This is a genomic window from Streptomyces viridiviolaceus, assembly GCF_014650995.1.
In the GTDB taxonomy this organism is placed as follows: Bacteria; Actinomycetota; Actinomycetes; order Streptomycetales; family Streptomycetaceae; genus Streptomyces; species Streptomyces viridiviolaceus.
This window is the reverse complement of the sequence record NZ_BMWA01000011.1, coordinates 68,092-80,275: the sequence shown is the minus strand read 5'-3', so window position 1 is coordinate 80,275 and position 12,184 is coordinate 68,092. Positions and strand designations below refer to the sequence as shown.

Here is a 12,184-nt window from a genome sequence, read left to right as displayed (position 1 = left end):
TTTGTGGTTCGTCGGGCGGTTCAGCGGGTCGTACGGCGGGTGGCGACCGGGTCCGGGAGGGCTCGGCGGTGCGGGGCGGCCCTATCAGTGTGCCGTGCCCGGATCGCCGGTCCGTACGGTGCGGAGCGCTCAGGGCGCATGGCGCCAGTGCTCCGCCAGATCGCCCCACAGGTAGGCGGAGGTTTCGACACCCTTGAGGAGCAGGTCGAGCTCGACCTTCTCGTCGGGGGCGTGCCAGCCGTCGGAGGGGACGGAGATGCCCAGGAAGAGCACAGGTGCGCCGAGGACCTCCTGAAGGTCGGCGGCGGGTCCGGAGCCGCCCTCGCGGGTGAAGCGGACCGGCTTCTCGAAGGCGCGCCCCATGGCGCGCACCACGGACTGCAGCGCCGGATGGTCCAAGGGGGTCAGGCAGGGGCGCGTGGCCGCGCCGAAGGCGATCTCGCAGCGGATCCCGGCGGGCACCTGCTCGGCGGCCCAGGCGCGGACGGCCTTCTCGATGTGGTCGGGGTCCTGGCCCGCGACCAGGCGGAAGGAGAGCTTCACCATGGCGGAGGACGGGATGATCGTCTTGCTGCCCGGGCCCTGGTAGCCGCCGCCGATGCCGTTGACCTCGGCGGTGGGGCGGGCCCAGATGCGTTCCAGGGTGGTGTGGCCGGCTTCGCCGTGAGCGGCGTACGACTTGGCCGTGCGCAGCCACTGCTGCTCGTCGAAGGGCAGCTCGGCGAAGAGGTCGCGTTCGCGTTCGGTGAGTTCGATCACGCCGTCGTAGAAACCGGGGACCGCCACGCGTGAGTGCTCGTCGTGCAGGGCGGCGACGAGGCGGGCGGCGGCCGTGGCCGGGTTGGGCACCGCGCCGCCGAAGGATCCGGAGTGGATGTCCTGGTCCGGGCCGTACAGCCGGATCTCGCATTCGGCGAGGCCGCGCATGCCGGTGCACACGGTAGGGGTGTCCTCGGACCACATGCCGGTGTCGGAGACGATCACGGCGTCGGCGCTGAGGCGCTCGGCGCGCTCCTCGACCAGGGCGCGGAAGTGCGGGGAGCCGGATTCCTCCTCGCCCTCGATCAGCAGCTTGAGGTTGACGGCCGGGGCGGTGCGGCCGGTGGCGGCGAGGTGGGCGCGGACGCCGAGTGTGTGGAAGAACACCTGGCCCTTGTCGTCGGCGGCCCCGCGCGCGTAGAGCCGGTTCTCCCGGACGACGGGCTCGAAGGGATCGCTGTTCCAGCCGTCCTCACGGGCGGCGGGCTGCACGTCGTGGTGGCCGTAGACGAGGACGGTCGGCGCCTCGGGATCCCCGGAGGGCCACTCGGCGAAGACCGCCGGGGCGCCCGGCGTCTGCCAGACCTCGGCGGTCGTGAAGCCCGTCTCCGTCAGCTTGGCGGCGAGCCAGTCGGCGCTGCGGCGTACGTCGGTCGCGTGGTCGGGCTGGGCCGACACGGACGGGATGCGCAGCCACTCGGCGAGGTCGTCGAGGAAGGCTGTGCGGTGGTGCTCGATGTACGTACGGACGGCGCTGTCCGGGGTCTGGCTCATGCTCACGAGCCTATCGGCCCGTACGGACCCCCTGATCGTGCGGTTCGTCACCGTAGGTCCCGTCCAGCAGCAGGCGCTCCAGCGCGGCGCGGTCGGGGAGGCCGACGGGCCGTACGACCTCGCCGCTGCGTACGTACAGGAAGGAGGCCGTCACCGACTCCAGCGGTACGTGCTGCTGCTCGGCCCAGGCGAGGCGGTACACCGCGAGCTGGAGCGGGTCGGCCGTGCCGGAGCGGTGGGTCTTCCAGTCGACGATCTCGTATGTCGCGGTGCTCCCGTCGCCCTCCTTGTAGACGGCGTCGATGCGGCCTCGTACGACGCGGCCGGCGAGCGTGAGCTGGAAGGGCGCCTCGACGCGGTACGGGGTGCGGTGCGCGTACTCGGTGCGTTCGAAGGCGTCCTTGAGGAACTGCAGGTCGCGTTCGTCGGCGATCTCGGCCTCGCTGCCGGGCAGGTCCTCCGGTCCCAGCATGGGCAGCGTCAGCTCTTCGAAGCGTGCCTCGATCCAGGCGTGGAAACGGGTGCCGCGTCGGGCGGCGGGCTGGGGCGGGCGGGGCATGGGGCGGGCCAGCTCCTGGGCGAAGCCGTCCGGATCGGCGGCCAGACGCAGCAGCTGCGAGGCGGTCAGCGACGCCGGGAGGTGCACCTCGGTGACGCTCTGGCGGGCACGCAGCAGCTCGCCGGTGAGGGCGTCGAGGTCGCGGTCCCAGGAGGCGACGGTGCGGGCCTCTTCCGGAGTGAGGCGGCTCGGGGCCGGTTCCCGGAGGTTCGGGTGGTCCTGGTCCGGCTCGGGGTCCTCGGGGTGGGGACGTGGGAGGTCGGGGCCGTCGAACCGCCCCGGAGCCGTCGCCTGGCGGGGGACGGTCGGGCGGTCCGGGCCGGCGGAGACCGGGGCGGTCGCCGGACGGTCCGTGGTCCAGGAGTCCCAGTCGGCCGGGTCCGCTTCCTCCGCCTCGGGTGCTGCGGGGAACGCCTCGTCGTCCTCCGGTGGCGGCGGCCAGTCCGGGTCGTCGTAGGTGTCCGGTTCGGGTGCGGCGCCGGGGCGGCCCTCCTCCGGGGAGGCGAGGTTCTCCAGGTGGGCGAGGACCGTCTCGGCGGCTGCCCTGCGCCGGGCGAGGGCGTCGTCGTCCAGGGGCAGCGGCCATGCCCGGTCGGCGGTGGCCCGCAGCAGGGCCGGGTTCTCCTCGTCCTCGGCGGGTTCGTCCGCCCATGCCTCGATCTCGCCGTGTCCGGCGGCGCAGTGCTCGTACAGGGCCGTGAGGAAGTCGGACGGCCCGCGGGGCTTCTTCTGGCTTGGCCCCCACCAGTGGCCAGAGCCCAGCAGCAGGGAGCGGGGGCGGGTGAAGGTGACGTAGCCGAGGCGGAGTTCCTCGGTGTGCTGGTGGTCCTTCATCGCCTCGTGGAAGGCCTTCAGGCCCCGGGAGTCCCAGGAGTGGACGTCGGGCAGGGTGTCGGCGTCTCCGCGCAGTCCGTGCGGCAGCACCTTGCCCTGGGCGGTCCACTTCTCGCGGCCCTGGGCACTGGGGAAGGTGCCGTTGACCAGCCCGGGGACGGCCACGACGTCCCACTCCAGGCCCTTGGACTTGTGCGCGGTGAGCACCTTGACGGTGTTCTCGCCGCCCGGGAGGGCGTTGTCGAGGCCCTTCTCGTACTGCGCGGCGGTGCGCAGGAAACCGAGGAAGGCGAGCAGGGTGGCCTCGCCGTCGCTCGCGGCGAAGGAGGCCGCGATGTCGAGGAAGTTCGACAGGGTCTCGCGGCGGCGAGCGGCCAGGGCGTGCGGGGACGCCGACAGCTCGACCTCCAGGCCGGTGACGGCGAGGACGCGGTGCAGGACGTCCATGAGCGGGTCGGACAGCGAGCGGCGCAGTTCGCGCAGTTCGGTGGCCAGGCGCGCGAACCGCACGCGCGCGTCCGGGGAGAACGGCAGCCCGTCGTCGTCCCCGGTGCCGTCGAGCGGGGTCTCCAGGAAGGTGTCCAGTGCGTCCGCGAGCGATATCACCTCGGACGGGTCGACTCCCTCGACGGCCTCCGCGAGCCGTCGGTCCGGATCGTCGTTGCCGTCCACGCGCGCGTGCGTCACGAGGAGCCGGGCACGCCTGCCCAGGAGGGCGAGGTCGCGCGGGCCGATCCGCCAGCGCGGGCCGGTGAGCAGGCGGACCAGGGAGGCGTTGGCTCCGGGGTCCTGGAGGACCTCGCAGACGGCGACCAGGTCGGCCACCTCGGGCAGGTGCAGCAGCCCCGAGAGGCCCACCACCTCCACGGGGACGTCCCGGGCCACCAGCGCGCCCTGGATCTCGGCGAAGTCGGTGGCCGTGCGGCACAGGACGGCGATCTCACCGGGAGCCTTGCCGGTACGGACCAGGTGGGCGACGGAGTCGGCGACCCACTCGATCTCCTCGGCGTGGGTGCGCAGCAGGGCGCAGCGGACCGTGCCGTCGCGTTCGGCGCCGGGGGCGGGTCGGAGGGCCTCCACGCCCGCGTGCATGGCGCGCAGGGGCTCGGCGAGGCCGTTGGCGAGGTCCAGGAGGCGCCCGCCGCTGCGCCGGTTCTCGCTGAGCGCCTGGCGGGTGGCGGGGCGGCCGTCGGCGTGGGCGAAGTGTTCGGGGAAGTCGTCGAGGTTGGCGACGGAGGCGCCGCGCCAGCCGTAGATCGCCTGGCAGGGGTCGCCGACCGCGGTCACGGGGTGGCCGGTGCCGTCGCCGAACAGGCCCGCCAGGAGGATGCGCTGGGCCACCGAGGTGTCCTGGTACTCGTCGAGCAGGACGACGCGGAACTCGTCGCGCAGGACGCGGCCGACCTCGGGGAGTCCGGCGAGCTGTGCGGACAGGGCGATCTGGTCGCCGAAGTCGAGCAGATCGCGTTCGCGCTTGGCGGCCCGGTAGCGGATCACCAGGTCGGCAAGTTCCCGGCGGGCGGCGGCGGCCTCCGGGACCTTGCGCAGTTCGGCGTTGGTGAGCTTGACGCTCTGCAGGGACAGCAGGAGGCCGGCGTCCCAGGTGCGCAGTTCCTCGGGCCGTACGAGGTGCTCGGCGAGCTCGGCGTCGAGGGCGAGGAGGTCGCTGACCAGGTCGGCGAAGGAGCGGGTGAGCGCAGGGTAGGGGCCCGGGGCCTCGCGCAGGACCCGCGCGGCGAGCTGGTAGCGGGTCGCGTCGGCGAGCAGCCGGGAGGTCGGTTCCAGCCCGAGGCGCAGGCCGTGGTCGGTCAGCAGGCGGCCCGCGAAGGCGTGGTACGTGGAGATCACCGGCTCGCCCGGCGGGTTGTCCGGGTCGATCACGTCCGGGTCGGTGACGCCGGCCTTGATCAGTGCTTTGCGGACCCGTTCGGCCAGTTCCCCGGCGGCCTTGTTGGTGAAGGTGAGGCCGAGCACCTGCTCGGGGGCGACCTGGCCGGTGCCGACCAGCCACACGACGCGGGCCGCCATCACCGTCGTCTTGCCCGACCCCGCTCCGGCCACGATCACCTGCGGGGCGGGCGGCGCGATGATGCAGGCCGTCTGCTCCGGGGTGAACGGGATCCCGAGGAGCTCCTTGAGCTGATCGGGATCGGTGATACGGGCGGGCACGTCAGAGAGGCTAGCGGCGGCCACTGACAGCCGATGCCGGGTTGCCCTTCAGGCCCCACATAAGCGCAGGTCAGCACGTGTGGTGCGGCTCATCACACCAGACTTCCTCGGACCACGACGTGCCGTAGCTCACTCCACGACGTGCCGCCCCTCGGGCCGCGCGCTGCACGACGCGCGGAACGCGCAGTGCGTGCAGTGCTGGCCCGCGGTCGGGGTGAACCGTTCGTCGAGGACCTTGCCGGCGGCCGTGGCCAGCAGTTCGCCGACCCACTCCCCCGCCGCCCCCTCGATGGCGTCCTGTGCCTGGACCTTCGGCAGTGTCTCGCCGCCGTCCCGCTTGGCCGCGCCCTGACGGAGCTGGACGAGCTCCGCACCGCCCGGTTCGGGGCGCTGTCCGCCGAACGCGTCGTCGACGGCACCCTCGCGGACGGCGAGCTGGTAGACGGCGAGCTGGGGATGGCGGGCCACCTCGGCCGCACTGGGCGCCTGCTTGCCGGTCTTGAAGTCGACGACGTAGGCGCGGCCGTCACCGTCGGCCTCGACGCGGTCCATCTGGCCGCGGATGCGCACCTCGTAGTCGCCCGCCTCCAAGGTCACGTCGAAGTCGTGCTCGCTCGCCACCGGCGTGCGCCCGGCACGGTCCATGACGTGCCACTTCAGGAACCGTTCGAGCGCGACGCGCGCGTTGGCCTTCTCCTGCGCCGACTTCCACGGCGCGTCGAAGGCGAGCGCGTTCCACACCGAGTCCAGGCGTTCCATGAGGACGTCGAGATCGGCCGGGGTGTGCCCGGAGGCGACCTCGTCGGCGAGGACGTGCACGACGTTGCCGAAGCCCTGGGCGACGGTGGCGGGCGCGTCGGCCTTCACCTCCCGGCCCAGGAACCACTGCAGGGCGCACGTGTTGGCGAGCTGGTCGAGGGCGCTGCCGGAGAGGGTGACGGGGTGGTCGCGGTCGCGCAGCGGCACCTTGCTCTCGGTCGGGTCCCACATGCCCCACCAGCGGTACGGGTGGGCCGAGGGCACCAGCGGGCGGCCGTCCTCGTCGACGAGGGCGGCGAGACGGGCCAGCCGCTGGGCGGCGGCCTCCCTCAGGGTGTCGGAGACACGCGGGTCGACCGTCGTGGCGCGCAGCTCGGCGACCAGGGCCGCGACGGACAGCGGGCGGCGCGGGCGGCCCGTGACGTCGCCGGGTTCGACACCGAGTTCCGACAGGAACCGCGAGGGCTGGTCGCCGTCGTCGGCCGGTGCCTTCACCGCGGTCACGACGAGCCGTTCACGCGCGCGCGTGGCGGCCACGTAGAAGAGGCGGCGTTCCTCGGCGAGCAGCGCTCCGGGCGTGAGGGGCTCGGCGAGTCCGTCACGGCCGATCCGGTCGGCCTCCAGCAGGGAGCCTCGGCGGCGCAGGTCCGGCCACAGGCCCTCCTGGACGCCCGCGACGACGACCAGGCGCCACTCCAGTCCCTTGGCTCGGTGCGCGGTCATCAGACGCACCGCCTCGGGGCGTACGGCACGCCGCGTGAGGGTGTCGGCGGCGATGTCCTCGGCCTCGATCTCCTCGAGGAAGTTCAGGGTGCCGCTGCCGCCGGTGCGCTCCTCGGCACGGGCGGCGGTCGTGAAGAGCGCGCACACGGCGTCGAGATCACGGTCGGCGTTGCGTCCGGCCGCACCGCCGCGCCGGGCGGACCGCTCCAGGCGCGCGGGCCACGGCGTGCCGTCCCACAGGTCCCACAGGGCCTCCTCGGCGCTGCCGCCGCGCGCGAGACGTTCCCGGGCCTTGCGGAGCAGGGCGCCGAGCCGCTGGGCACCGCGCGCGTACGCGGGGTCGTGCACCGCCAGCCGCTCCGGCTCGGCCAGGGCACGTGCGAGCAGTTCGTCCGAGGGCGGCGGCAACGGGTTGCCGGCGGCGCGCTCCTCCTCGCGCAGGGCGCGGCCGAGGCGGCGCAGGTCGGCGGCGTCCATGCCGCCGAGCGGTGAGGTGAGGAGGGTCAGCGCGGTCTCGGTGTCCAGCCAGCAGGCGTCCGGCGGTGCGCCCGGGGCCTCGGCGGAATCCGGCTGGTCCGCGGACCCCGCTCCCCCGGTGCGGCTGGACGCCTCCGCCCTCGCCACCGCACGCAGCGCCGTCAGCAGCGGTGCCACCGCCGGTTCGTGGCGCAGGGGCAGGTCGTCGCCGTCGATGTCGAGCGGGACGCCGGCGGCGGTGAGGGCGCGGCGGACCGTCGGGATGGTGCGGGAGCCCGCGCGCACCAGGACGGCCATCTCGCTCCACGGAACACCGTCCTCCAGGTGCGCCCGGCGCAGGATGTCGGCGATGTTGTCCAGCTCGGTGCCGGGCGTCGGGTAGGTGTACACCTCGACGCGGCCCCCGCCGCGTACGGGGACGAGATCACGGTGGGCGCGCACCTTGTCGGCGGGGAGCCGGGTCAGCGGCATGCGCTGGGTCAGCAGCCGGGTGGCCGCCAGCAGGGCGGTCCCGGAACGGCGGGAGGTGCGCAGGACCTCGACGGGCGCCGGGCGGCCGTCCGCGCGCGGGAAGGCGTACGGGAACTCCAGGATGCCGTTGACGTCCGCGCCCCGGAAGGCGTAGATCGACTGGTCGGGGTCCCCGAAGGCGACGAGGGTGCGGCCACCGCCTGCCAGGGCGTGCAGCAGCCGTACCTGGGCCGGATCGGTGTCCTGGTACTCGTCGACGTACACGGCGTCGTACTGCGCGGCCAGGTGCGCGGCGACCTCCGGGCGGCGGGCGAGGAGCACGGCGCGGTGGACGAGTTCCGCGTAGTCGAGCACGCCCTGCAGGTCGAGTACGTCCAGGTACTCGGCGAGGAAGACGGCGGCGGCCCGCCAGTCGGGGCGGCCGATGCGCCGGGCGAACGCCTCCAGTGCGTCCGGGCCGAGGCCCAGCTCCCGGCTGCGGGCGAGGACCGCGCGGACCTCGTCGGCGAACCCGCGGGTGGTCAGGCAGGCGCGCAGTTCGTCGGGCCAGCGCACGTGCGCCAGGCCGAGCCGCTCCAGCTCCGCCTGACCGGCGAGCAGCTCGCGCACGGTCACGTCCTGTTCCGGGCCGGAGAGCAGGCGCAGCGGCTCCACGAACAGGTCGCTGTCCTGGTGGGCGCGGACGAGGGCGTAACCGAACGAGTGGAAGGTGGTCGCCCGGGGAGCGCGCGCGGCCCCGATGCGCCGTGCCATCCGGTCGCGCAGTTCGACGCCAGCCTTGCGGCTGAAGGTGAGCACCAGGATCCGTTCCGGGTCGCCGCCCCTGGCGATCCGGTCCGCCACGGACTCCACGAGCGTGGTGGTCTTTCCGGTGCCGGGCCCCGCGAGGACGAGCAGGGGGCCGGTGCCGTGGTCAACCACGGCACGCTGGGCTGCGTCCAGACGAGGGGGATCGACGGGTGCCGGCGGGGTACGGACCAGTCGGTAAGCGCCACGGTCCCCCCGTCGCACCTGCGGGTGCGACGGACGCCTGGTGGAGGAAGAGGAGCTCACGTGGTTCGCCGGTCCTGGTGGGTGTGCTGGTGGGTCGCCCGCCCCGCGGGGACGGTGGTCGTGGGATGAGGGGGACGCGCGCAGCCGACGCTACGCCGAGGGATGAGGCGGAAGCAGGCCTTCCCCTTCTTCCCTCGGATCGCTGGCGGCACAGACGTCTCCCGACCCTCGAACGTACGTCATGCCACGGGTGTGCCCGATGTGCCCGATTTCCCTCATCAGGATCAAACGTCACACCTCGGTACGTCCGATGGCGGAAGCTGTCAGGTGTGACCCTGCGCGCGTTCACCGCCGTCCCACCGCGCCCGCTTCAGGTCGAGGCGCGGCAGATGGCCCTCCGCGGCCCTGCTCGCCTCCTTCAGAGGCGTGCCCTCCGCCCGGTAGTGGCCGAGCGCCTCCAGTTCGTGGCCGGCGAGCAGGACGCCGTCCGCGCGCACGACGCGCCACCACGGAACGCCGCCCCCGTAGAGGGACATCACCCGGCCGACCTGCCGGGGACCGCCCTCGTCCAGCCACTCCGCGACGTCGCCGTACGTCATGACGCGCCCCGGCGGGATGAGCTCGGTGACCTCCAGGACCCGCTCGGCGTACTCCGGAAGTGCGTCCGCCTGCTCCGGGCGGGCGTCGTCGGGAAGGCTGTGCTCGCTCATCCGCCCCATCCTGCCCCACCCCACCGACAGTGCGACGCGCTAACGGCGGTGCGCGGCCCTCGCCCACGGGCGCCGCTTCCGGCAGACTGTGCGGCCCGCACGGGCACCCTGATGCCCCCGAGTGTCGGTACGGCATGCCACCATCGTGCGGGCGGTGACCAGTGATACGAGAGCAAGAAGAGGCGATGAAGCAGCAGGGTGTGCACCCCGACGACGCCGAGGGCACCCCTGACGCTTCGTCACGCCCGGGCACCGCTGACGAGGGCGCCGAGAAGGGCTCCGAGCGGGCTGCAGGAGGCAGGCCGGCGACGGCCGCGGACCACGCCGACGTGGCGCACATCGACGAGGTGGAGGGCGACGAACCGCTGCTCCCCGCGCGCGTGCACCGGCCGTCCGACCTCATGCGGCTCGCCGTGGGCGTGCTCGCCGTCGGCGTACTGCTCGCCATCGCGGCCTTCGCGCACGGCACCACCTCGGGGCTCGAACAGGACATCACCAAGGGCACCGGACAGGCACCCGATCTGCTGATCAAGATCGCGGGTCTGGCGTCCAGCATCGCGATCCTCCTGGTGCCGGTCGCCTTCGCGATCGAGCGCCTGATCAAACGGGACGGGCTGCGGATCGCCGACGGCGTGCTCGCCGCGGTCCTCGCGCACGGGGTGACCCTCGCCACCGACCTGTGGGTCGCCAAGGCGGCCCCGGGCTCCATCCAGGAGGCGCTCACCCAGCCCTCGCCGGGCGACATCCACGCCCTCACCGACCCGGTGCACGGCTACCTGGCGCCGGTCATCGCGTACATGACGGCCGTCGGCATGTCCCGCAGGCCCCGCTGGCGCGCGGTGCTGTGGATCGTGCTGCTCCTCGACGCCTTCTCGATGCTCGTCACCGGCTACACGACGCCGTTCTCGATCATCCTGACGGTCCTGATCGGCTGGTCCGTGGCGTACGGCACCCTGTACGCGGTCGGCTCGCCCAACGTCCGCCCCACCGGACGGACACTGATGGCGGGCCTCAGGACCGTCGGCTTCCGCCCGGTGACGGCCTCGCGCGAGGACGCCTCCTCGGACACCTCCGAGACCGGTGACCGGGGGCGGCGCTACTTCGTCACGCTGGAGGACGGCCCGCCGCTGGACGTGACGGTGGTGGACCGGGAACAGCAGGCGCAGGGCTTCTTCTACCGGGCGTACCGCAATCTGACACTGCGCGGCTTCGCCACCCGCAGCAGCCTGCAGTCGCTGCGCCAGGCACTGGAGCAGGAGGCACTGCTCGCCTACGCGGCGATCGCGGCCGGAGCCAACGCGCCCAAGCTGATCGCGACGTCCGAACTGGGTCCCGACGCCGTGATGCTCGTCTACGAGCACACCGGCGGGCGCACCCTCGACTCGCTGCCGGACGAGGAGATCACCGACGACCTGCTGCGCGGCACCTGGGAACAGGTCCGGGCCCTGCAGTCCCGGCGCATCGCGCACCGCAGGCTGGTGGGCGACGCGATCCTGGTGGATCGCTCCGGCACGGTGATCCTCACCGAACTGCGCATCGGCGAGATCGCCGCCGGCGACCTGCTGCTGCGCATGGACATCTCGCAGCTCCTGGTCACGCTCGGCCTGAGGGTGGGCGCCGAACGCGCGGTGGCCTCGGCGGTGAACGTGCTGGGCCCCGACGCCGTGGCCGACTGCCTGCCGATGCTCCAGCCCATCGCGCTCAGCCGCTCCACGCGCGCGACCCTGCGCAAGCTGGCCCGGGAACGGGCCCAGCGCGAGCGCGACGCGGTCCTGGAGGCGTCCCGGCAGGCCAAGCAGAGCCGCCTGGAGGCCGCCGGGGAGGAACCGGGGGTCGTACTCGACAAGCCCGACAAGAAGGCCGTGCGGGCGGAGCAGCGGGCCGAGAAGCGGGCCCTGGACGAGGCGCTGGACGAGGCCCGCGAAGAAGACCTGCTCACACAGATCCGGCACCAGGTGCTGCTGATCAGGCCGCAGGCCCCGGTCGAGCCGGCCCGCCTGGAGCGGGTCCGTCCGCGCACGCTGATCAGCTTCATCGCGGGCGCGATCGGCGCGTACTTCCTGCTGACCCAGCTCACCCACATCGAGTTCGGACCACTGATCGCCAACGCCGAGTGGGGCTGGGTCGCCGCGGCGGTGCTGTTCTCGGCGGCGAGCTACGTGGCGGCGGCGATGGCCCTGCTGGGGTTCGTGCCCGAGCGGGTGCCGTTCCTGCGGACCGTGGCCGCGCAGGTCGCCGGGTCGTTCGTGAAGATCATCGCTCCCGCGGCGGTCGGCGGCGTCGCCCTGAACACACGCTTCCTGCAGCGCGCGGGCGTACGGCCGGGGCTCGCGGTGGCGAGTGTCGGCGCGTCGCAGCTGTTCGGGCTCGGCTGCCACATCCTGATGCTGCTGTCCTTCGGCTATCTGACCGGTACCGAGAAGACGCCGTCGCTGTCCCCGTCCCGGACGGTCATCGCGGGTCTGCTGACCGTGGCGGTGCTCGTGCTCGTGGTGACGTCGGTGCCGTTCCTCCGGAAATTCGTCGTCACGCGCGTGCGGTCGCTTTTCGCGGGCGTCGTGCCGCGCATGCTGGACGTGCTGCAGCGGCCGCAGAAGCTGGTCACCGGCATCGGCGGCATGCTGCTGCTCACGGCCTGCTTCGTGATGTGCCTGGACGCCTCGATCCGCGCGTTCGGCGACGAGTCGACGTCGATCAGCCTCGCCAGCGTCGCCGTCGTCTTCCTCGCGGGCAACGCGCTGGGGTCGGCGGCGCCGACGCCGGGCGGCGTGGGCGCGGTGGAGGCCACCCTGACGCTCGGTCTGATCGCCGTCGGCCTCCCCAAGGAGGTCGCCGCACCGGCGGTGCTGCTGTTCCGGCTGCTCACCCTGTGGCTGCCCGTGCTGCCGGGCTGGCTGGCCTTCAACCACCTGTCGAGGAAAGAGGCGCTCTAGCCCGGCTCCGGCCAGGGCCCCGG

General features: G+C 73.4%; 5 protein-coding genes. 1 reads left to right on the top strand and 4 read right to left on the bottom strand.

Translation table 11 applies throughout. The features are described 5' to 3' along the window. Nucleotides 1–129 precede the first annotated feature (129 nt). The 4 genes from IE260_RS17515 to IE260_RS17500 all read right to left on the bottom strand — a co-directional run bounded on the left by IE260_RS17515 (nucleotide 130) and on the right by IE260_RS17500 (nucleotide 9,228). Complete coding sequence (locus IE260_RS17515) at nucleotides 130–1,533, bottom strand: dipeptidase (RefSeq protein ID WP_189872868.1); 1,404 nt, start codon at nucleotides 1,531–1,533, stop codon at nucleotides 130–132. A gap of 10 nt (nucleotides 1,534–1,543) precedes the next feature. Continuing rightward, on the bottom strand, nucleotides 1,544–5,095 hold the full coding sequence (locus tag IE260_RS17510) for an ATP-dependent helicase (protein WP_189872866.1): 3,552 nt from the start codon (nucleotides 5,093–5,095) through the stop codon (nucleotides 1,544–1,546). A gap of 129 nt (nucleotides 5,096–5,224) precedes the next feature. Next, nucleotides 5,225–8,578, bottom strand: coding sequence for an ATP-dependent helicase (locus IE260_RS17505; RefSeq protein WP_189872864.1), 3,354 nt, complete (start codon nucleotides 8,576–8,578; stop codon nucleotides 5,225–5,227). A gap of 263 nt (nucleotides 8,579–8,841) precedes the next feature. After that, nucleotides 8,842–9,228, bottom strand: a complete 387-nt coding sequence (locus IE260_RS17500) for an MGMT family protein (protein ID WP_229880846.1) — start codon at nucleotides 9,226–9,228, stop codon at nucleotides 8,842–8,844. 185 nt (nucleotides 9,229–9,413) lie between these two features. Between IE260_RS17500 and IE260_RS17495 the strand changes: the two genes are divergently transcribed. Further along, nucleotides 9,414–12,161: a lysylphosphatidylglycerol synthase transmembrane domain-containing protein gene (locus IE260_RS17495; protein WP_189872860.1), complete on the top strand. Its 2,748-nt coding sequence runs from the start codon at nucleotides 9,414–9,416 to the stop codon at nucleotides 12,159–12,161. Nucleotides 12,162–12,184: the final 23 nt, after the last annotated feature.